Genomic DNA, 22715 nt, shown 5'->3' with positions numbered 1-22715 from the left:
CTAGTTACTCACTAGATGCATAACTTTTAATAAATCAACGTTCAAAGTATTTGAGTAGAGCTTTTCTCAAGAGTACAGTTAAAAAAGGACTTTTCCCACGTTCTGTTCTACCGTAAATTTTAGCAAGAAAATCACCTTTTCCTGCAAGTTTTTCAGCGCCCGACTCATCTAAAATAATTGATGATGCTGTAGCATCAGTAGCCCTTAAAGCTAGTCTCGCTCCTAAGTTATTTCGTATATTCGTACTTATAATGTCTGCTTTTGGGTTTTGTGTACAAATAACTAAATGTATTCCGGCTGCTCTAGCTTTCTGTCCTAAACGGAGAATGCTGTTTTCAACTTGTTTCGCGATTTCTTTTTCTTGACTCATAAAGTCAGCAAACTCATCAAATACTACAACCAGTCTTGGTAAATTCCGACCTGTAACTTCTACAAATTCCTCAAGATTTGATACTATTTCTTTTTTAAATTTTGCATAACGGCTCTCCATTTCTTGAACAAGCATATCTAAAGCTGTTACCGCTTCGTTTATGTCCGTAACAACGGTCTGAGTATGCTGACGATCTTCATAAATAGAAAACTCTACTTGCTTCGGATCTATAAAGATAAACTGCAACTGTTCCGGCTTATACAGGCACATCATGCCTAAGATAATTGAATTTAGGGTCACACTTTTTCCACTTCCAGATGTCCCACCTGTCAATAAATGTGGTGAATCTGGTGAAGCAAAATCCATAAAAATTACTTTATTTAACGGATCTAAGCCTAGTGGTGCAATTAGATTAGTTTGTTTAACTTTATCCTGAACTTGTGAACGAACCTCTTGCATGAACTCATTAAAGTAAATTGTTTCAGGTATTTCCCGAACAATATCTATATTAAGTCCATCCTTATTTATAAAAATGGTTGGTTCATTATTAAGCTTTAACCACAGCTGAATATCTCTCGATTTATTAGTCACTTTGGTTTGTGAAATAGTTTTTGGCAAATCAAAAATAATACGTATAACACTGGAGCCTACAATTGCTCGTTCGTTGGATATGTGTATATCATTCTGATTAAATCCAATCTTCAATCTATGTATATATTCTTTAGTAATAGCATCATTATCTACTTCTTTGTTCTCATGGTGAGTTACTAGCCCTTCAAACGCAATTAGCTCCGGATACAAAAAAGTTGTTGAATGAGGAGTGAACTCACTAGGTTTTATAAGCTCTACATTGTCCACTTCAGATTGAAAATCTTTGTCTAACTTCTCCAATTTCTCTTCAGAGATGTCTTCATCTTCCTGAATTTTCACAGCTTCTTCTTTTGGATCCTGAACTGTATCATTTCCATTATTCTCAGTAGAGGACTGGTATGTGAAGTTAAAATAATCTGCTGCTTTAGCTTCAGATTCGTTTCCAACACACTCTAATTCATTGTATTCAGGAGTCTGTAGCTCATTAATTCCTAGTTGGGTTAATATATATGACCGGTTAAAAATAAAATTAAAGATGCCTTCTTCTAACTCATCGACATATATTCCATCATCTATTTTCTTAAAATCATATTCGATAAGATTATCTGTATAACAATAAACATCAACACAGCCTTGTATATCTACCTCAATATCTTGAATGTCCACTTGCTGTAAATACTTTATTAAAGATATAGATTCAGAACTATATGCGCCTCTATCAACTATGTACTCTACCAGTTGATCTCTCCAATAGTTCGCATCTAGGTTTTTCTTATCAAATTTAAACAAACGCTCATATACATTAATTCCTGTTTTAAGTTGTTTGATAGCATCTAATCTTTCTCTATCAAAAATGTGGTGGTTCACAAATTTCAATTCAATTAACTTGAAAACTATTTTTAATTTTTCACCATCTTTTTCAATGTCAGTCTGAACCAAATCTGGCCTTCTTTGATTATGCGAGAACCATGGCAACTCGTCACATAGAGACCAAACACTAAAGGTAGAACCATCTTTTACTCTATAATTAGTTGTCAGATAAGTTGCTAACATCTCATGAGAAAACTTTCCTTTACCTATTACCTTCAAAACTAATGCACCGCTTATATCCTTAACACTTTCTACAGCTTGTACTACAATATCTTTTTCAATATGATTTACTTTTAAAATTGACGTAAATTTCCTGCTTAAACGATCGTAATAATCAAAATCTTGCATGTCATTCATCATTTTTCTAATATACTTAGATGATGACACAATTAATCGCAAACTACTGTTGTTACCTACTTTTGGTTTATATTGTATAATTTGTGCTTTTGGTGTGGCCTTCTGCAAAAGCGTCCGATCTAAGTAACGATCTAAAATCATAACCCAATTAAAACGATCGTGCATGAAATCCAATAAGCCATTATGGTGATGCTGGTTTATTGTCACAATATTATTTAATAAATAAACATTCTCTTCTTGTAAAGTTCCTTGATATTGAGCCATGTATTGCATTTGGTAAAAGTTACATAGTACCTTAGGTAGATGATCAGTGACTAAACTAATCCTCTTGAGATTCTCATTAATATTTAATGGTTCTTTACAAACTGTTGAAAACCAATCATTAACTACGTTTACTTCCTTTGGAATAAAGGAAAATCGAACTTGATCTTGTTGTGCGAAATAATCCACTAAGATTACTATGTCAGCATCAGCCATACGCTGGTTTACTTGGTCCTTAATTTCATTTATTTGGTTACCTGAGATAACACTCAATTCCAATTTAGGAATCTTTTTTCCTACCTCCGGCTTGCTGTACTCCTCTTTTTGCTCAATCCATTTATTAAGCTCATTATGAATTTTAGCAGCTTCTTTGCTATGGACAGCCAAATTTAACTTTGTTACTCGAGTTCCTTTAAAGATGGCATCAACAATTTTCGTAACTATCTCCGAGCTATTACAGTGCATGAGCATGACATCTAATCCATCTTTTGCATACGGATATACATCTAAGTAACTCTTTACTACTCTGACAACTTCACTAGAAACTTCATTCGATAGATGTTCTATGTCACCTAATAACTTAGTATTTACTAAAAATTTACTCTCTCCTAACTTTTCATGTTTTTCTATGAGGCGTTGCTCTGAATCACCTAATGTAAAATAAGAAGGCGCTAAAGACTTTGTACGACTTGCAAAATAGGATAAGTACTCATCTAACTTCTCTACCTGGCTATTTTCATGTAGACCACTATTAATCCATTCTTCGAGTTTTTCACCCAGATATTCGTATCTCTTTAAGTAAGCAACAAGTCTTATAGGATTAAATAGCGTTACTTGTCTTTCTGACGGTAGACTATACTCCTCATCATTGTCTATATAATCTATATTACACATCAAATCAATTGCTTTATATATACTTACACTAGCTGTACTAGATGAATAAATATTACTTAGCAGTTCTTCTACTTGTTTTTCTAAATCCCTATAATCTACTGAGAATACGCCCTTAAAAATCGCCTCTTTTAATATTCCTTGATAGTAATTTACAAAAGAAACAAATTGATTAAAGTGGTATTCGCAATTAAACTGATCCAGGGCCAGATATGCTTGTACCTTTTTGTAGACTAAATCACTGACGTTAACTAGTTCTTCGCTTTCTGAGTTAACAATCCTTGCATAAGGAACAAGCCCTTCTTCAATTGCAGAAACAATATTTAGCAACTTTAAAGTGTGTAAATTAACAAGTTTAAACTTTGAACTAGCTACTAATTCTTTACCTATAGACATCTTTACAGAGAAATTAATACTTTCATCTTTTATATCTTCACTAGTCTCGTTTATACTGCTATCGTCAAAGTTAAACCTTGGAATTACATTACCAATATCCTTCAAGTAAATCCTTAATAACTTAGCTATATCTTCGTTAACCTTAGAATTTAAAATCTCTATTGTAAATATGGAATCTCGAATTTGTTCTTCAGAATATTTTTCATCTACCATCCTAAATACACAATGAATCAACGCATCATATATATCTTCATACTCAGATGGATTACGCAATTTCTCCGCTAAGCGATTTACTTTCTTCAAAACTGTTCCTTTTTCTTTCTCTTTCAACACATCTTCAAATTCTTCAATAAATGCTTGAATAGCCTCTGCATTTTCACCTTTATTGACTTCCTGCATTCCATCTAGAAACTGCTGTTTCTCTTCGTCAGAAAAGTATTTTTCTTTCTCCGTATATACCTCTTCAAGTAAGCTTTTTAAAGTTGTCGTTACTTTAAAGCTGAATACATGCTCAATTAGATTGTATTCATAAAAATAAAATTTTTTATTTCGATAACTTAAAAATTCGTTTGCCTGATTTAAAAACTCTTCTTGTTGAGTATTTTTCCAAACTTCGTCTGGCCAATTATCTTTCTCTTCCTTCTCCATAAACGCATATAATTTTTCTTGCAACTTAGATGGATCCAAATCTGATGTAGCACTTTGCAAATTTGATAAATAATAGTTTAATTTCAACTTCTTCACATTATTCTTACTAATTTGCAAGCTACTGTCTCTAAACATCCCTAAGTAAGGTAAGTTTTGCTGTATCTTTGTAACGACAGATAAATTATCTGACTCAGTAATCTGCACTAAAAAACTTAGAAGATTTCGTAATTGAGGATCTATCGTTTCATATAACATATCTAATAAGAAAGTTTTTAAGGTTTCTATTTCTGCTAAATGAATTTGCTGGTTTTCCGAAAGCACCTTAAATAAAGAATCTAACCCCTTATTAGATAATAGATAAGCTTCATCTATAGTAAAAATATTCTCTAGACTTTGAGCTTCTGGTGTTACCTCGTTAATTACCAATATTAATGCTTGGTTTGAATGAGTATTGTTGCGTAACCATGTACTAGTTTCATAGGCACTGCACATGAAATTTTCAAACCCCTGAACAGGCGTTATCGTTCTTATGATTGAGCTGTAAAATCGTTTTAGATTGTCAAGGTTTTCGTTTAGGGCTTCTAATATATATTTGAAATCCTCAGAAGAAAAACCATTTATTTTTAAAAACAATTTATCAGTAGAATTATTTTTTTCAGTACTAAAATAATCCTTAATTATTTCTATAATCCAATTAGAAAGTATTTTATGTTCGTTCATTAAACAAAAACTCCTTCCCTTACTTCGTAAGGATTCCTAATCATTGCAGTAGCATCAGAATATTCAATGAGCAATCCATTACTTTTAAGTTTTTCACGTAATGCTAGTTCGTTTTTATGAAAATATGCAATATTCAATTTAGAATTCTCATAAATCTTGCTCATCTTTGCTTGTCGCTCACCTACAACTATGCCATAACGCTTATACAAAACATTAAGAAATTCACTAAATTCCATAGACTCATTTGGCAATACATTTGTATACACAAGAATTTGCAGTAAGCTATCAGAAAGAGTATAACGATACTTAGAACCTGCTTTATAGTTCCCAATTCCACCATCGCGTACTAAAACTTTAATTATGTTTAACTGATGTTTTTTTAGTTGATCAGAAACTACATCTTTTACAGATTCAAATAAATTCGTATTGACATCCTCAAATGAGGAACACTTAGCAAGCGTTCTCTTTATGGCTGCCTTGGTTGTGGCGTGCAGATGTGATAAACCCATATGCTTAAAAAACACAGCACTTTCACTTTTCCAAAGAGATAAATGCTCATTTAAGAAATCTTCATTCGGGATTTTTTCTTGAAACTCATTTTTAAAGAAATCCTCAAATTTTTCTTTAATAAGCACATCATTATCTTGAAATGTTCTGGATGATAGTCTTAAAACTTGATTTATCTGTCCGTCTAAGCAGTCAAAAAACATTAGTATTTCTTGATTATCATCAATCTTTGCCATAGTATACATATATCTCAGCAGCTGGAAGCACATTAAACTTGTAAGCAGTTTAAACATCTCGTATACATCTATATCTAATTTCAATAATTGTTCTAACTCTATAGCAAACTCTTCATATAAAATATGATCATTCACAGGCAGATGAGGAAGTTCCTCACGACCTCCCTCATCCTGTTTTTGAATATATCCATATTCTTCTTTTTCAGTATCCTCTAAAACATCTGTGATAGTAGATACTATTCTTTTTATAGAATTGTGTTTGGAGAGTAATTCCTTAAATCTGGATTCAATAAATTCTTTTCGTTCTGGGAAATTTTTAGTTCCAAAGGAGATCATAAGATAGTATAATTCTCCTCCCCTAGCAAAAAAGTTACGTTCAATACCTACAGATTTACCTTTAACACGTACTTCAAAAAATAGTAACGATTCATGCAAAGGATATAAGGTTTTAGCATACCAGGAACGATCTGCTAACTTCCCGCTATGATTTACAATAGGAACCTCTAAATTCCTTAAAAATTCACGAATAACAGAAACGTTATCCTTATCACGTAATGTCTCATACAATTTTTGTTTTTTAGTTGCATCTATAGTTACTGTGTCCCGGCTAGCTCCCTCTTTAGCTCCCTCAAAAATAAACTTTCGTAGCTCAACAGCCTTAGTTCTCTTGTACTTAGATGCATTTAAATTATAACTAGCACCATATAAAACGTTTAAAAACTCTAAAGCATACTCAGGTCCCCTTTGACCTGAGATAAAACGATGACCCCATATTTTAGATGATATCTTTGAAGAATAAGTCTCTGATATGTTCTTCGTAGAACTCATTAATTTACCTCCTCTGGAAGATCAATAGTTGCTTCTATATATAGACCACTTTCTTTGTCTAGCTTAAAAATATCTAGCGAATATCCATTTGGTTCACTTTGTTGAATCAATTCATTTTTAAAGGTATCGATTAATATATCGACATCTTCTTTTAAAATGTGAAACAAATCTCCAGAACTTAATCTTAGCAAATACTCAAACATCGCTAAGTTAATAGGTAACTTAATACTATTGTTTATTAATAAGAAATACTTTGAAGATATATAGTCTAAATCTTCTCTATCAGAATCCTGAATTAACTGAACTTCATTTCTTCTACCTGGAGTGAACATATCAGAGATAAGAAGATTTTCATTTGCTACATACAACTTGCCATTGCGTTCTGTTAATTTTTTTGTAAAAGCTCTATTGAGCCCATTTAATAGATTTTTAATTATACGTTGTTGCTTTATTTTATTACCAAATATCTCTTGGTAATTATCGACGAATTTAAAAGGTAACATATCTGTTCTTTCAACAAAATAATTAGTAGGGACTTCAAAATAAAGTTTTCTTCTTAATTTATTAATCCAAAAGTTAACAATGGAGTCTCCACTTTCATTATTATGGTCTCTATATAAAACTAGATTCTTTTTAAAATATCCGAACTGCATATCTAAATCACTGCTAAACATTTGTTCATGCAAATTTTCTAATCCAGAATCACCACAAATATCACCATTGATTATAAAGTCATCAATAGCAGAAATAGAAGAATCTCCTGGATTTAATTCTTGGAAAAGCTTAACGGCTCTCATTTCAGATAATTTATCACTTAGACAATCATGACCATAGAAGTTTTGGTAGTACACTCTTTTTGACTGCTCTAACAATTGTTGAGGCGTAGCGTTCATTACATCCTTACATGTATATCCTCCTGTAAGGATGTAACTAATATGAATAAGCATTTCGCGAATTGTAATATGAGTATCTAAAAAGTCTAGTAACCTGTATTGTTCTACTAGTCTTTTTTGAATATAGTCCTCTGATGTCCTTTCGTGATTAAGATAGATAACACAGTTGTTATTCCGTGAACATTGAGCACATACTTTCCAATTTTCTTCATTATTCCAACCTTGAAGAACTTTTTCCACGTATACTGATGAAGTAACATTCAGTAGGTTATAAATACTAAAAATATGATTGTTCTTCTCATGAGTACTAAATCTATCTTTAACTTCATTTCTCAAAAAGCTTAATTTATCATTTTGTGATAGAAATTTTGTCAGTTTACCCTCGTTTGCAGCTATTAAATAGTACACTTTATCTTTGTGATTACTTGCTATGTACTCTTGAAGATTCGTTAATTCTCTTTCAATAACATCATCTCTTAATTCCGATAAATCTTTTACGATGCGAAGGATACCATTCGGTAGTTCAACTTCAACAATGCCTTCAGGTGGCCATTTTAATAAGTTCTGAGTGCTGAGTTGATCATAAACTACACGGCATAAGCGAGTTTTACCGTCACCTGCGTTACCTGTTAGAATAATACTTCTAGGCTCTGTTTGAAAAATATCTATAAGGTGTTTTTCAATTTTTGTATCAACTTTTAATTCATAATGAAACTCTTCATCTCCATGAGTATATTCATCATATATTTTAGAATGATTTGGAGAGAGAATATTAAACTGTTCTAGATAACTAACAAATGGATTACCTTTCATAAGATACAATCACCTATTTCCATTTATTTTTAAGCTTACTGACTAATTTTAAAAGCACTGTTTGTCTTCACTTGACTACTTATGTATAATAGTTTCTTGAGCATCTTCTTACGCTTCAGGAAGCACTGTTTTGATTTCGTCAACCGAAATAAATCACTACCCTTATTAACTTATAGCGGTAGATTTCCCCCTCATTTCGAACGGCAAACTAACTACTATTAAGATCTATATTATACCTTTCTATAGAGCAAAGAGTAAGATATCGTTAAAACATCATTAGCATTTAATTTTAATTAAATTGTAAGAAAATGTAGGGATTTTTTTAAATAGGAGAGGCCATTCCTTGAACAATCTCTGTCTATAAATTAATTAAGTAGATTAAAATTAGTATCATTTATTAAGTTATTATAAAACTTTGAATTCTACATCTAAGAATACTAATATAGAATTAAACTTTAAATCTATAAATACTAAACAAGTTAAAACATTTCATTGGCATGTATCTTATACAGTGGATAAATATAATTTCGTTTTTATAATTTAAATTATTTTAATTCGAACTACGTTTTGAACTTTCAGAATCTTCATGGTAGTTCTTTTTCTCTTGAACATACAATTCATACGAATTAATATTTATTCTTGTAAAGATCATTTCAACCCTCTCTCTATCTTCTAACTGTTTATACGGTAATAATCTCTTTTCTAAGTGAGGATATCTAATATTTATTTCCTCAGTTAGCTTTTCGTCCCATTTCATTTTGGCTCTTTTTGCATTCGTTTTTCTCACCTGAATAGTCCCTTTATAAACATTTCTATTATAGATAATAGATATATCTATATTAAAAGGAACTATATTTTTAGGAATATTAAAAAACGAACAGATTTCTTTTGGAATACCAGTTTCATTATAACTTATACAAGATTTATCCACCCTTTTAATAGCTATTTCTGAAGACAGTATCGTCCAAGATCGACATAAAAGTGGATACATGGTTACTTCACTTAGCACATTAAATCTTCTCCCCTAGATTTTAAGATGGTGGAATTAATAAAATGAATAATTGTGGATTTAAATTCTAAATAAAAGAATATCTGGTTTTTCTAATATAATTTTAACAAATGTAACTCATTTGTTAAAGTGTGGACTTCACTTTCTATATATAACAGTTACAGGAATACAGTTTCACAAAATACAGAAGCGATAAAAACTTATAGCACTAATTACGAGTGGTATCATAAAAAGCATTCCAATCTGACTCAACACTAGATAGAGATAGAGGAACGAGATTTAATTTTTAAGTGTAAAAAGAACCGCTGATCGCTGTTAGCTCCCCTTCCCTTACATGGACTTTTCTCAAATTGACGCACACTGTAATAAATGAAAGATTTAATAAAGCTTTGGTTATTATAGCAACTAGTCTTAAAAAACGTCCTTAGCTGCATATGCATCAAGGAAAAGGAAATTGTGTCATCATTGATTTGATCGGAAACTACCGAAATGCGGACGTGAAGATGTCGCTGTTTCAGGTACCTGTTGAGGATGCGGGCTCTTCTATCCGAAAGCCGATTGCTCCGGAAGGCTGTGAAGTGAATTTTGAGGTTGCGGTGATTGATTTGCTGGAAGAGATGGCGCGCAAGAAGATGCCAAGACGAGACGCTTTGCAGGCGAATTATGTGAGTGTGAAAGAGGATTTGGGAAGACGTCCAAGTTATTTGGAGGTCTATCAAAACGGAACTGCGAATTATGAGATGTATCGTCAAGAATTCAGGTCTTATATCGGTTTTCTTGATTGGGCTGATGAGCTGAACGAACAGGAGAAGCAGGCCTATGAGCTGTACCGGACTTGGCTTGAGGAAGCTGAGAAAACGAGCATGAGCAAGAGCTATAAGATGGTTGTGCTGCAGGCGATGCTGGAACGAGGCGCTGACCGTTGGTTTTTGCCGATGACACCTGAAGAGGCATCTTCATATTTCCACAGCTATTACATGAGCAAGAAGTACCGCAGAGATCGTGATTTTTCAAGCGGCAATACGAAGAAGCTGTGGGAGTTCAATGAGAAGAAGGTCAGCAAGCTGATAGTGGATCTGCCGATGTTTCATTTAAGCAATAAGTCGGATATTTTTTCTTTTGATGAGAATGCTCTTAGTCTTAATTTTGATGTCGCTCCTGAGCATCGCGAGCTTTTATGGCGCTGGACGAAAGAGGTTTGCGAGTATCGTCTGCATTATTATTTCTTTTGGCGCGGCCAAAAATAAAATAGATAGAGAGTTTATAAAAAAACTGTCTTTCCAAACCAAAACACCGGAATGCCCCAATACAATAAGACAAAGAAAAAACACCTCTTATGTCGTATTTCATTTGGTACGAATATACGGGGGTGTTTCTTTTTATGGGAACAAGAAAATCTTATCCAGAAGAAGTAAAGCGGAAAGCGATTGAAATGAATAGAGCCAAATCTTCAAATAAAAATCTTCATTGGTTGTAGTAGCTTTTATAAGTTCTTTTAAAGATCTTTGTTCTTATAGTAGTTATTTATTTTTTTGTTTTTTAATGATTTATTACTTGCAAGGTGCTTGGTAGGGGTTTATAAGGGGTTGTTTCATGGATAGGGTAGCTAATTACCTTTACTGGCACCGCTTCTTGCATATGCGAAAGAAGGCAAAGAAACACATTCAGACAGAGGTCATGTTTTTAGAGGGATTCCGACGTGCATCAGGTCTAACGATGGAGAAATTGAGAAGAAGTGCGTAAAAAAGACTGCTCCCATCAGGAACAGTCTCCTAGTTGAATAATTTTTTCACTGCCTTGAAGATATCAAGTCCTTTGTTATAAGCATAGCTTTCCTATTTCGATAACAAACTGCAATTATGCTATGATTTTCCACAAAATCCGTAGAAGAATAAATGCACCAATTCTTCCGCGAATTCTGGATTGTCAACTTGTTGGGCCATATCAAAAAACTCTTTAGAGTGTTTTCTAAGAATGTTAATATACGCCAAAAAAGTTTGAATAGAGATTTTACTTGAAATTTCCCCGCTTGCTTTCCCATCATTTATAAACTGAATCATTAAAGGAATCACTCTTTTATTATACTCTTCTTCTATATAATGAAGCATGTCATGGTCTTCAATAAGTAATTCATTTATAACATTAAGTGTCAATTCGCTATATGATTTTTTATTTTGAAAAATCATATGCTCTATTTTTTCTTTTACTGAATAGTCTCCATTCATATATTCCTCAAATTCTTTTAACTCCTTGTTAAAGTAATCCTTTAACACTTCACGCAATAAAGCTTCCTTACTCCCAAAATAATTATATATCGTCACTTGTGACACATTTGCCGTCTTTGATATATCCGCAATCCGAATTCTTTTAGGCTCCCATGTCTTTAGCATTTCTAACGTAGCCTTCTTTATTTTCTCTTTTATGAGTGCTGCTCTTTTCTCAAAACCATTCATATTATATTCACCCTAACTTGAGCTTAATGTAATAATGAAATTATAACATAAATATATTTCATATTATCATTGACCTTATTATTCCCCAGAGTTAATATAATTTATGTAATCCAATATTAAATGCATTTCATATTTTAGCTTTCGGGGGTGTTATTATTGTTGACAATTCAAGGGCTAACTAAAAAATTTTCAAATGGAAAAGGAATATTTGATGTATCATTTTCAGTTGAAAAAGGTGAAGTGTTTGGTTTCTTAGGGCCAAACGGAGCAGGTAAGTCTACGACGATTCGGCATATCATGGGATTTATGAAACCGGACAAGGGACATGTGGAGGTAAATGGCTTAGATACTTGGAAAAAACATGGCGTAGTTCAAAAATATATCGGTTACTTGCCTGGAGAGATTGCTTTTATTGAAGGTATGACTGGTAACACCTTTCTTGATTTTATGGCTGAAATGCAAGGTGCTAAAGACACAACAAAGCGTAATGAATTAGTAGAGCGCCTTCAGTTTGATGTTAATACTCCTATCAGAAAAATGTCTAAAGGTATGAAACAAAAGGTCGGTATTGTAGCCGCTTTTATGCATGATCCTGAAGTTATTATCCTTGATGAACCGACATCAGGATTGGATCCGCTTATGCAAAAAGTTTTTATCGATATTGTACTAGAAGAAAAAGCAAGGGGAAAAACATTCTTAATGTCCTCCCACAGTTTTCCTGAAATTGAAAGGACTTGTGACCGGGCTGCCATTATTAAAGACGGCAGAATCATTACTGTTAAGGACATCCATGAATTACAGTCGATGCAACGGAAAATTTTTGAAGTAACATTTGAAAATATTGTGGACGCTAAGCATTTCCAAAATTCCGGCTTGCAAATTGAGTCATACGAGGGAAATCGAGTGAGAGTCGCTATTCAAGGAAATTACAATCAATTTGCGGAAGAGACAGCAAAGTACCGCATTCGAAATATTGATATATTTACCCAAAACTTAGAGGAAGTATTCATGCATTACTACGATAGAGAGGGGGATGTAAAATGAATTTTTCACTTTATAAGCAAATGATGAAAAGCAATCTGAAGGGAATCATGAACTATGCGTTTGGTTCTGCTTTTTATATTCTTCTCATGTTTTGGTTATATCCCAGCATCGCGAAAAATACAAAAACACTTAATGACTTGGTGAAATCCCTGCCGGCTGGAATGGTAAATGCTTTTAATTTACAAAGTGGTTATGGAAGCATTGAGGCTTTCATATCAGGAGAGTATTATGGATTAATCATTCTCATCATTCTCTCCATATTTTGCATCATGTTATCGACACAGCTTATGGCAAAATTAGTTGACCAAGGTTCCATGGCATATTTGCTGTCCTCTCCAACAACAAGAGGAAAGGTTGCGTTCACGCAAGCCGCCGTATTCATTACCGGACTGTTTCTTATCATGGCGGTTACGACAATTTCCGGTTTCATCGGTTATGGATTGTTTATTGGTGATAAATATGACTTTAATGCATCAAGATTTATCCAGCTGAATTTAGGAGCTTTTTTACTTTTCTTTGCGGTCGGTGGCATCTCATTTTTAGTTTCCTCACTTGCGAACGATGAAAAGAAAGCACTCGGAATTTCCGGCATTATTACGTTTGGTTTTTTCAGTTTAGATTTGCTGGGAAAATTAAGTGAAAAAATTGAATGGCTAAGAAACCTTTCTATTTTCTCATTATTTAAGCCTAGTGAAATCGTGAATGGAAATGCTGACTTTGCTCAAGTATCATTTATTCTTTTGATCATTGGTCTAGTATTCTTTGGAATGGGTATTCAATTATTTAGAAAGCGTGACTTACCTTTATGAACCTTCCCCACTTACTCGCTTCCGCTCCTTGAAGTGGGGGGATTCTCGCCTAATTTATGATAAATTCACTTTAGAGAAATTGCTTAGCGGATGAAATCCGCGAAAAAATGTCAGATCCCCAGTAGCAAATGGGAAACGAAAAAATCTTTTGCTGCGGCGAAGAGTGAACATCTGGCAGCCAGAGAAAAACAAAGAACGGCCTTCTCTGCTATCTATGCAGACAAAGGCCGTTTTTGTGTAGTTCATCAGCTGTAGTGAATGTTAGTTAGGTTCATTGACCGGCTGTGGGGCTTTTTTACCGAAAGATAAGAAATACAAGAGCGCGCTCGCTACGACAACTAAGCTTAATATCAGAATGAGATTGCTGTACAAGTATGCACGCGCGTCCGAAATGAAAGGATGAAGCGGGAAAGCGAACAGCTCTTGCTCCATCGCTTTGGCGACTAGTGCCGTCACTACTGCCCCGGAAATAGTCGATGTCATATTAAAAAGACCCATACCGACGCCGATTTGGTGAACAGGCAATATTTGCGTTACACTTTCCGTTAGCGCAGTCTGCACGAAGGAAAATCCGATGTACATCATAATTAGGGCAGCCCCGATGTACCACACCCAAAGCCCGATGGATGAAGATTGCAGCAGAAGACTAAGCGCGATTAAGGCCAGCCCCAGATACACAACAAAATGGCTTCCTCGTTTGACCGTCATATTGCCGGCAACTCTTCCGAATATGACCGCGCTAATTGCTCCGGGAAACATAATGAGCCCGATTTTCTCTGTGTTCAGACCGTACATTTTATTTAGCATGAGCGGGATCACAAACATCGCGGACATCACGGTGCCGAATATAAGAAAGCCGATGATGAGCCCGCCTCGATATAGCGGATTGGTGAAAAGGGCGGGATCGACAAACGGCTCCTTCGCTCGGTGGATTTGAACGATAAATAGGATAAGAGCTATGAAGGCTATGAGCAAATAAAGCCAGCCTGCTTCTGTCGTAAACAAAATCAGCATCGATACTACAATGCCCAGCAGCACCGCTCCAACAATATCCAATTCCCCCGCTCTGCGTTGTTCCTCCGGCAGAAGCTTTTGGAAAAACGGAATAGCGACGAGTACGGGGAGCGGAACGAGAAACAAATATGCCCAGTGGAACGATCCTGCGATATAACCGCCGAGTACCGGACCGATTCCAATCGCGAAAGATACTGTCGATGTTATGATACCAAACATTTTCCCCCGTTCTTCCGCCGTAAAAAATCGGGCTACCATGACAAAGACCAATGCCGGGATAGCGGATCCGCCTGCCCCTTGAATAGCCCTGGATAAAATGACAGCAGGGTACCAAGATTGCAAAACAAAGCCCAAAATAGACCCCAAGCTGTAAAGGGTGATTCCGATCGTAATCAGTTTTTTGACGCTATATATATCAGAAAGTTTTCCGAAAATCACCATTCCCATACCAAAGGCGATAAAAAAGATCGTAACCACCCAGCTTACGTCGGAAGCCCCCAGCTCAAACTGCTTGGCAATGCTTGGGGTGGATACATTGAATACCGATTCGTTCAGCACGGCAAAAAAGATGACGTAATAAATCCACAGTACACTTTTCTTTATGTCGGAAGAGTCCGCTGCAGGTTTGATATTATTCTTCATAGTTTTCATTTTTTTATGCTTCCTGATCAATTTGAAATGTATAAAAATATATAAAACCATCTCAAATCAACCAGTCCTCCTCTCTCATTTTATTTTTTAGAACCAATATATATTTTGAAATCTCCAGATTAACGTTACAGGTTTCAATCCATAACGCTTTAGGATTTTACCGTCTGTTTTGTCGGTGTCAATCTCTCTCCATTCTTGTCTACCACAAAACAGTAAGCAGTCATCTCTGACCAAACTCCTTTCGGGTATGGTTCGCTTTGCCCATGTCAACGAGAGGACATGTTTCACCGTGTTCGTTCCCATGACCTAGAGAACAGTCGTGAAGTGAAACTCACAGAGCGGCAGACTAGCGAAGCATCTGACGGTGTGTCTTGACCTGACTCGCCAACGTAGTTCATCGTGCTGAAACAGTTTCCTACTTCTACACTCACTCGGGCTTGAAAGCAAGGAACAGACTATACAAGCCTAAAGGTCACGGTTTGATATAGTTTTTTACGATTTTATACGAAATAAAATCAATTGTTCATAGCTCCCTAGCAAGGCGTCATTTTTGTGGAAGGTGGCCACTCCCCCATATAATACAGAACAATAGTTCGTATTAATGTTACCACATATTTCATGTGTATGGAACGACTTAATTCAACTATTCTGCCTGATAATGTTTCCATTTGAACAAATTTCGGTTTTCCGTACTCATCTTCCCTTAGTGGTGTTCCGTGCTGCACGCAAACCCTCTGTTTCTGTTTATTGCAGAATAAAAGTGCAGAATGTTACAGAATCTCTATTCATCAGTATGTAACAAGGGAGTGGCAGGCAGGATAGACTTGTGTCGGTTCTGCCAATCCCTTTAATGGCTGGATTTTTGGCAGGAAATTCTTCAATAAAGTCAATAATCTTAGAAGATGTAATTGCCTTCTACTGCAATGTTTCCATTTGTATGCTTTGTGATATAGGATTGGACTTTGTTTCGTTTGCTTTTGAAGCGCGGCGCGTCATTCTGTTTTTTGAAAAAGCGTTTGAACGCATCCTCAAGGTTCTTGAGGGAAGATTGCAAGGCAACGCTGTCTACTTCTTTCAGCCATGGCACTTCTTTTTTAAGCGCTGTGAGCTGTTTCGAGCAAGCGTTGTACGTCAAACCTGCACCTGTTGCCTTATAGACATCATTCCATAGGGTAAGGAAGCGATTGAATACAAATCGACTGCAACCAATTGTTTTATTGATGAGGGTGGATTGTTCTTTGTTGGGGTAGATACGGAACTTGTATGCCTTGTTGACTAACATGGCACTTCACCTCCTTTTTCCATATAGATAGTATAACACGTACATACTGGAAGAAGAAGGAAAATCAGAGAAAAAACAAACAAATGTTCCGTTTTTTTTTACAAACACACGATTGAAAAGGGTGGATTTCTACAAAGAACAGAAAGAGTTTGGCACTCGTGCACAAATGATACTGTATCTTCTGCAGATCGCACTCGAACAGTCGGACAATCGGGATGGCATATAGCCATTCCTTGTCCGAAGGCAATTCATCCCCACCCTACTCATTAGACTGCGCCCTTCTCATTCCTTGAGGATGGGGTCTTCTCGCCTACAAAAGATAAAAAACTTACATCGTGATACTAGTACCAAGAAAGAAATTCATGAGATTATTCAAATGCTTGATCATGAGAAATATAATTTGGTAAATGGAATTGATGAAGAAATTCTAACAGATTGTTTAGAAAAAATAGGTATTTAGAAGAAATGATAAAACACCCACAAGTAATAATAACTAGTGGGTGTTTTAGGTTACCATAATCAGTGTTGATTATAAGTTTACCAAGACTGAACTCCAGCAGATTTAGGTTTAGATACGGGTATAGGCTTAGATACAGATCCAGGTACAGGTATAGACACAGGTATAGACACAGGTACAGACATAGGCCCAGGCCCGGGTACAGGTACAGGTACAGACACAGGCACAGGTACAGACATAGGTACAGGCCCAGGTGCAGGCCCAGGTACAGGTACAGGTACAACAGTTTCAGCAGATGTAGCAACAGAAACAGCATTGATACTATTTACTGCGATATGGACAAGACCAGGAAAACCATTAAAATTAGTTAGAATTACTGTACCATCTTGAAACCCTTGAAAAATGCCGCTTGCAGGTGGTTGATCATTATATTGTAAAACAACACGAGCTCCTGGACTTAATCTTCTAAGGAATCCTACAATGTTATTACTTCTAAAAGTTCTACGACTTCTAAAAGTTCTAAGACTTCTATGAGTTCTACGACTTCTAAAAGTTCTACGGCTTCTAAAAGTTCTGCGGCTTCTAAAAGTTCTACGGCTTCTAAAAGTTCTACGGCTTCTAAAAGTTCTACGGCTTCTAAAAGTTCTACGGCTTCTAAAAGTTCTACGGCTTCTATGGGAAAAGCCACCATCAAAACATCCAAATCCCCAATTCACGATATCTCACCCCTTTAACTAACTTGTACATTCTATGTTTGTCTTATAGATAAGGTATAGGTGAAAACAACGAATAAAAAAAGAATTGTATATGATTTTGAACTTTATATATGGAGTAATGACAGGGGCGCTGTTATATACCGTAAGTGACTTATAAAAGTACCAATACAAGCACTTTCTAGATAAATCCGTTGAAACAGGCTGCAATATCTTCAGTTCGAAACAAAAAGGACACCTTTGTTAGGTATCCTTTTTGTTTGCATAATCAGCGTTATTTGCTATTACAAGTCGCATCAATATTTAAAATAGCTGCTCGACGAAGTTCAAACGTTTCCTTCGCTTCCTCAATCAACCACTTTGCTTCTTCGATTTTATTTAAAAAACGCTCTACTTTCTCAGCAATCCTCTTTTGTTCGTTGAGAGGCGGGAGTGGAAAAGGAGCTACTTCAAGAGTTGATTTTCTAATTGAGGGGACTGCTGTTGCTTGGGAATACTGATAAACATCCTCCATTAAAGACCAATAAAATAAAAACTTTGTTTCTAAGGCTTCTTCCTTTGCACGTATTCCCATAAAATTATTATCGATTCATACTGGAAAGGAGTTTCTAATTTAAGAAAAAGGCGACTGAATCACGCAATCGCCTTTTAAATCACAGCCCTTTTCTTTAATCCCGACGCTCCCTTTACCCTTATAGTGAACGCATCCAATTGGTTAATGAGCCTTGATGCCCACCTGCAATTGCTCCTCGAGCAGAATACGGGGCCTGCTGCGTTGTGGAAGCACGTATAGCACTCTTTAACGATTGAATTCGCACACCGTTCGGAGGCACATTTGTGACATAACTGTCGATTCTCATAAAGCAGAAAATACGTTTATCATTCGTGGGTCTCTCTTGGTCAGGTATTGGACCCGGAAACGCTTCTGTTATATGAACTTCTCCAGTAGTCGATTCAACATTGAATTTCAAAACTATTTCCTTTTGACCATGGTTAGGATCATAAATGTAAAGACGTACATCCTGACCATTTTTCTCGTAAGCATAAGCCAGTACCTGATGGTTAGCTCCAATATCTAAATTATCTGTCCGGATCAATCCTATGGGCGATAATTTCCCGGCATCAATATCTGATTGAATCTTCGGCCATTCTTCCCGATAGGTTATCCACGAACGGCCTTTTGTTAAACCGAGAATATTTTGAAAAACTCCTTCATCCCCATTGGGATAATAGGGGGAAGAGTATGCCAGCCATCGGTATCCTTGTCCGGTGACATCAAAACTTCGCCACAAACGATCTCGGAGATACTGAAAAAGGACGTCATCCCGTGAAGAGGGTTTAGTGCTTTGTTGTGGCGGAAGCACATGATTATAATAATAGTCCATTACGGCAAATACCATACCACCACACATGCCGGCATCCGCATGAGTTATAGGAAGCCAATTTTCATCTACTTTTGTGATTTTTAAAACAGTCTTCACTGGTTCGGGCATCGAATCCACCCACCGGTTCCATAAAGAACCGATTGTCACTACAGGTAGATCGGGATTCCAATTATCGGGGTTCCCCTTTTTATTGGTAAAGACGAACCCTCTCCCATCAGCATTAAAGTTCGGAACGTTCCGCCGAGCTGTTCGGCGTAGTCGCACATGAAGTTCTGCGACATGGCCTTGGCCTCCCCAGTCTGTAACTTCCCAACCGGGCGGTGCCGTGATATTAAACGTATTGCCGTATTGCGACTCTATTAAAGGACTATCAAAATGAATAAAGAGTTGGCCCTGTTTTATCCCTCGATCCACGATATTGTACCAGACCCTGCCTTCTGTTCCCGTAACCGCTACATCGAATGGACCAATGTTCCCTTCGCCTTGGAATCCCTTTATTTCCCCCGGCTTGATGACAGTCGGAGGGGCCCAGCCTTCTGTATAACTTCCCGTTTCTATCTCACCATGATCATACGTCAATGTGGCATCGGATTCATTGTGGATCAGAACTTTCAAATATATGCGGCTCATACATCCACGCCCCTTACTGCAACGCAACCAGTATTGGAATTAACCCTTTGCCTTCTTTCAGGGGGTGCATCGCTTTGCCAATCACGGTTCCAAATGCTTTGAAAGGGTCGGTTGCCTTCATCGCGTGTCCGGGAGTGGCGGACGTAGTAAGTAAGTCTCCTATCTCAACGGGTGCGTAGTCCGCATCTACTTTACAGTACACCTTGCCCATAAGCGCAACTGGTTTTCTGTTCATCCGCTCTTGCTGTTTATCTAGAATTATACCAGGCTTATAGTTTCCTGCCCCCGAGACAACACCTACAACTCTCTTGTCATAAGCATACTGACTTTGTTGTAATGAACCATCTTCATGAAACGACATGACAGTCCCCGGTTCAATTGTATCAGCCTCGAATATATCGAAGTCCTCAGCACAATCAGCATGGGATAGGAAAATATCACCATCAGAAGTTAAATTGCCAGTTACGTGGACATTACCCTCAAACCGTCCTGCTAATCCGCCCCCCTGGGCCAATATCCCAATCCCTGTTTTGCTTTGGGCCAAGACCCCCTTGCCACCTTCACTGAAGCCTCCAACACCCACCTCTGGGCCATTTCCATGTACGCCTGCACCTTTTGCACTGTTATTGGCTCCAAACACCCCGGATGCTCCTGGCACAGTCGTCACGCCAAGGACACCGGATCCACGCGGCGACCCATCATTAATGGTCGGCGCGGTGGTGGCATTGTTGATCGCCAACATCGCCGTTCCGTTGGCATCATGGGCGAAGCCTTCCACTGCATTCGCATGGTTACTGTGAGCACGAACACCAGCGCCTTGCTCACTAAAACCGCTAATCCCGGCCTCAGGACCGTTGCCTTGTACACCTACTCCTTTTGCACTGTTATTGGCTCCAAGCACCCCGGATGCTCCTGGCACAGTCGTCACGCCAAGGACACCGGATCCACGCGGCGACCCATCATTAATGGTCGGCGCGGTGGTGGCATTGTTGATCGCCAACATCGCCGTTCCGTTGGCATCATGGGCGAAGCCTTCCACTGCATTCGCATGGCTACTGTGAGCACGAACACCAGCGCCTTGCTCACTAAAACCGCTAACCCCGGCCTCAGGACCGTTGCCCTGCACACCCACCCCTTTCGTGCTGTTATTGGCCCCAAACACCCCGGATGCTCCTGGGCTCACGGTCAACCCGAAGACACCAGCACCTCCCGCTCCCCCGCCTGCGGGCGGTGCTGTTGACTCGTTACTGCCGAAAACACCGACATGGTCGCTTGCTTTAGTAGAAGCAATGACTCCATCTTCATTATTTGTTGTACCAAATCTTCCAGGCATGTTTATCTCTCCTTATCGTACGCTTGAATTACTTGCCCATTTTCTTTACAAACACCCCCATACACCTGTTTTCAGGGGCAAAGAATTCTGCAACTTTTTCACTCGTCCCAGCCAGACTGGTTTCAACCTTATACTTATTCCTCCATGCATCCTAATATAACTTCCTTATTTTCTAGGCTCTGTTAATGAACATTGTTGATATTCTTATTGAACTACCATGTAAGAACGTACTTTTCTTACATTTTCTGTGGTGAAGCTCTGCTTCATGGTTGGCTAACGGGACAGGTTCGTTGAATTAGGATTACCTTTTCTCCCTTACTACATAATAGAAAATAAGGGAGAACTAACACAAAATTACACTGCGCTACTGGAATAAAAGTTTAATTAAAACTAGTTATCAAAGTCTGAATTTTTCATTATAATTAAACCATTAAATTATTATGGAGCGATTATATAATGAAGTTCTGTCCAGATTGTGGAACAAAAAGAATAACCGAAACTTCAAAGTTTTGCAGTGAATGTGGTTTTAATTTTGTAGGCGTAATAGAAGAATCTTTTCCCCCCCCAAAAAATTAAACCTTATTTGAAAGGACTCGATTATCCATTAGAAGAACTTCCAGCATTCCATCAAATATGTAAAGAACTTAGATTAAGAAGTCATATTGATGACATAAATCTGTCTCTTATATTGCCTATTATACCGATAATAGGCAGCAATTTTATTAGGCCTTCTGAACACGTCGTCAAGGGCGATGCTCTAAGAAAATTAGTGTTAAAAGATGAAACTACTATTAACAAATTCAAAGAATTTTTGTTATCTTATGTTAAGAATAATGTCAATAATGATGGAACAATAAAGACCTGGGAAAGTGGTTATGCAATTCCTGATTCCAATAAAAACAAAAATGAAATCCTTGATGTTATCGAAACAGCAATAGACTTATCATCACCTAGAGCTACTGCAAAAAGGGTAATAAAGATGCTTAGGGATTAAACGGATCTTGGGATAATATTGTGTCACAAAATAAGGGTTCTTCTTCAACTAATGGGTACTTTAGTTGAAGAAGGCAAACAAAAAAGGACTGAAAAATCAGGTCCTTTTTCTTTTAGAGGTCTCGCCCCATAGCTATCAAGTTAAAATTTTGCAGCACCCCCAGAACGAAATTTTAGACCTTCTTGTAACAAAGAAGCTCACTTTATCGTTTTGGGGGTGATCTGTTTTCTTGACTTGATGGGCATGGGGGCCAACCCACACATCCATCAACTTAAGATACATTTGGATATAAAAGTTAAGGTTTTCCAAGTAGTTTTTTATTACCTTTTACAGATGTTTTAAAAGTACGCATACCAAATAAACCCGAATGGGTTTATTTTTTAACTATGCTACCTGATGAGCCGGAGTGGTATAATTATAAACAACACCCAAAATATCAAAGACTGTCTTTTTCTCGTACCGATGAGATTTTCGTCCGTTTTGCTGTAGGAGGTTAAACAGACGAAGGAGAACCTTTGATAATTCTTGGGTGTTTTTTTGTAATGCTTGATGAAAAAGTA

Annotated in this window: 13 protein-coding genes and 3 pseudogenes; 4 read left to right on the top strand and 12 right to left on the bottom strand. The window is 36.9% G+C overall.

Annotated elements, in window-relative coordinates; translation table 11 throughout:
• Nucleotides 1–34: 34 nt before the first annotated feature.
• From H540_RS0110300 to H540_RS0110285, 4 genes are all read right to left on the bottom strand, one after another.
• Nucleotides 35–5104, bottom strand: coding sequence for an FtsK/SpoIIIE domain-containing protein (locus H540_RS0110300; protein ID WP_051317059.1), 5070 nt, complete (start codon nucleotides 5102–5104; stop codon nucleotides 35–37).
• Nucleotides 5104–6675 carry a hypothetical protein gene (locus H540_RS0110295; RefSeq protein ID WP_028400576.1) on the bottom strand — a complete coding sequence of 524 codons (1572 nt, stop codon included), beginning with the start codon at nucleotides 6673–6675 and terminating at the stop codon, nucleotides 5104–5106. The genes H540_RS0110300 and H540_RS0110295 overlap by 1 nt, the downstream gene beginning before the upstream one ends.
• Nucleotides 6675–8381 carry a hypothetical protein gene (locus H540_RS0110290; protein ID WP_028400575.1) on the bottom strand — a complete coding sequence of 569 codons (1707 nt, stop codon included), beginning with the start codon at nucleotides 8379–8381 and terminating at the stop codon, nucleotides 6675–6677. Before H540_RS0110290 ends, H540_RS0110295 begins: the two co-directional genes overlap by 1 nt.
• A 550-nt stretch (nucleotides 8382–8931) precedes the next feature.
• A complete protein-coding gene (locus H540_RS0110285; RefSeq protein WP_028400574.1) occupies nucleotides 8932–9390 on the bottom strand; it encodes a hypothetical protein in 459 nt (152 codons plus the stop codon).
• A 434-nt stretch (nucleotides 9391–9824) separates the two neighbouring features.
• On the opposite strand from H540_RS0110285, the gene H540_RS0110280 reads away from it, so the two are divergent.
• The gene (locus tag H540_RS0110280) at nucleotides 9825–10637 is read left to right on the top strand and encodes a hypothetical protein (RefSeq protein ID WP_034670763.1); all 813 of its coding nucleotides are present in this window, start codon (nucleotides 9825–9827) and stop codon (nucleotides 10635–10637) included.
• A 615-nt stretch (nucleotides 10638–11252) separates the two neighbouring features.
• Here the strand turns inward: H540_RS0110280 and H540_RS0110265 are convergent.
• Entirely contained in the window at nucleotides 11253–11843 is a 591-nt protein-coding gene (locus H540_RS0110265; RefSeq protein WP_028400572.1) for a TetR/AcrR family transcriptional regulator, read from the bottom strand.
• Nucleotides 11844–11999: 156 nt separating this feature from the next.
• Here H540_RS0110265 and H540_RS0110260 point away from each other — a divergent pair, with 156 nt between their 5' ends.
• Together H540_RS0110260 and H540_RS0110255 are read left to right on the top strand one after the other, a co-directional pair.
• The gene (locus H540_RS0110260; RefSeq protein WP_028400571.1) at nucleotides 12000–12887 is read left to right on the top strand and encodes an ABC transporter ATP-binding protein; all 888 of its coding nucleotides are present in this window, start codon (nucleotides 12000–12002) and stop codon (nucleotides 12885–12887) included.
• Nucleotides 12884–13696 (top strand): ABC transporter permease subunit, encoded by an 813-nt coding sequence (locus tag H540_RS0110255; protein ID WP_028400570.1) that lies wholly within the window; start codon nucleotides 12884–12886, stop codon nucleotides 13694–13696. The genes H540_RS0110260 and H540_RS0110255 overlap by 4 nt, the downstream gene beginning before the upstream one ends.
• A gap of 261 nt (nucleotides 13697–13957) precedes the next feature.
• On the opposite strand, the gene H540_RS0110245 is transcribed toward H540_RS0110255, so the two are convergent.
• The 6 genes and pseudogenes from H540_RS0110245 to H540_RS31390 form a co-directional block, all read right to left on the bottom strand.
• Nucleotides 13958–15361: an MFS transporter gene (locus H540_RS0110245; RefSeq protein ID WP_028400569.1), complete on the bottom strand. Its 1404-nt coding sequence runs from the start codon at nucleotides 15359–15361 to the stop codon at nucleotides 13958–13960.
• 901 nt (nucleotides 15362–16262) lie between these two features.
• A pseudogene (locus H540_RS0110240) lies at nucleotides 16263–16643 on the bottom strand (RNA-guided endonuclease TnpB family protein); the annotation flags it as partial.
• A gap of 932 nt (nucleotides 16644–17575) precedes the next feature.
• Nucleotides 17576–17794, bottom strand: a complete 219-nt coding sequence (locus H540_RS0110235; RefSeq protein ID WP_155891000.1) for a hypothetical protein — start codon at nucleotides 17792–17794, stop codon at nucleotides 17576–17578.
• A gap of 320 nt (nucleotides 17795–18114) precedes the next feature.
• Nucleotides 18115–18387, bottom strand: a pseudogene (locus H540_RS0110230) (restriction endonuclease subunit S); the annotation flags it as partial.
• Between the two features lie 118 nt (nucleotides 18388–18505).
• On the bottom strand, nucleotides 18506–19828 hold the full coding sequence (locus tag H540_RS29450; RefSeq protein WP_051317058.1) for a hypothetical protein: 1323 nt from the start codon (nucleotides 19826–19828) through the stop codon (nucleotides 18506–18508).
• Nucleotides 19829–19841: 13 nt separating this feature from the next.
• A complete protein-coding gene (locus H540_RS31390) occupies nucleotides 19842–21161 on the bottom strand; it encodes an autotransporter outer membrane beta-barrel domain-containing protein (protein ID WP_051317057.1) in 1320 nt (439 codons plus the stop codon).
• Nucleotides 21162–21744: 583 nt separating this feature from the next.
• Here H540_RS31390 and H540_RS0110215 point away from each other — a divergent pair.
• Complete coding sequence (locus H540_RS0110215; RefSeq protein ID WP_028400565.1) at nucleotides 21745–22155, top strand: hypothetical protein; 411 nt, start codon at nucleotides 21745–21747, stop codon at nucleotides 22153–22155.
• A gap of 384 nt (nucleotides 22156–22539) precedes the next feature.
• Here H540_RS0110215 and H540_RS33115 read toward each other — a convergent pair.
• Nucleotides 22540–22715 (bottom strand): annotated as a pseudogene (locus tag H540_RS33115) (IS4 family transposase); the annotation flags it as partial.

This window comes from Ectobacillus panaciterrae DSM 19096 (assembly GCF_000430785.1).
GTDB classification, from domain to species: domain Bacteria; phylum Bacillota; class Bacilli; order Bacillales; family Bacillaceae_G; genus Ectobacillus; species Ectobacillus panaciterrae.
This window is presented reverse-complemented; position numbering and strand designations above follow the sequence as displayed.

Coding starts and splice junctions, on each gene's coding strand:
- H540_RS0110300 (WP_051317059.1), bottom strand. CDS start 5,104: ATGAACGAACATAAAATACTTTCTAATTGGATTATAGAAATAATTAAG.
- H540_RS0110245 (WP_028400569.1), bottom strand. CDS start 15,361: ATGAAAACTATGAAGAATAATATCAAACCTGCAGCGGACTCTTCCGAC.
- H540_RS0110265 (WP_028400572.1), bottom strand. CDS start 11,843: ATGAATGGTTTTGAGAAAAGAGCAGCACTCATAAAAGAGAAAATAAAG.
- H540_RS31390 (WP_051317057.1), bottom strand. CDS start 21,161: ATGCCTGGAAGATTTGGTACAACAAATAATGAAGATGGAGTCATTGCT.
- H540_RS0110295 (WP_028400576.1), bottom strand. CDS start 6,675: ATGAGTTCTACGAAGAACATATCAGAGACTTATTCTTCAAAGATATCA.
- H540_RS0110280 (WP_034670763.1), top strand. CDS start 9,825: ATGCATCAAGGAAAAGGAAATTGTGTCATCATTGATTTGATCGGAAAC.
- H540_RS29450 (WP_051317058.1), bottom strand. CDS start 19,828: ATGAGCCGCATATATTTGAAAGTTCTGATCCACAATGAATCCGATGCC.
- H540_RS0110255 (WP_028400570.1), top strand. CDS start 12,884: ATGAATTTTTCACTTTATAAGCAAATGATGAAAAGCAATCTGAAGGGA.
- H540_RS0110290 (WP_028400575.1), bottom strand. CDS start 8,381: ATGAAAGGTAATCCATTTGTTAGTTATCTAGAACAGTTTAATATTCTC.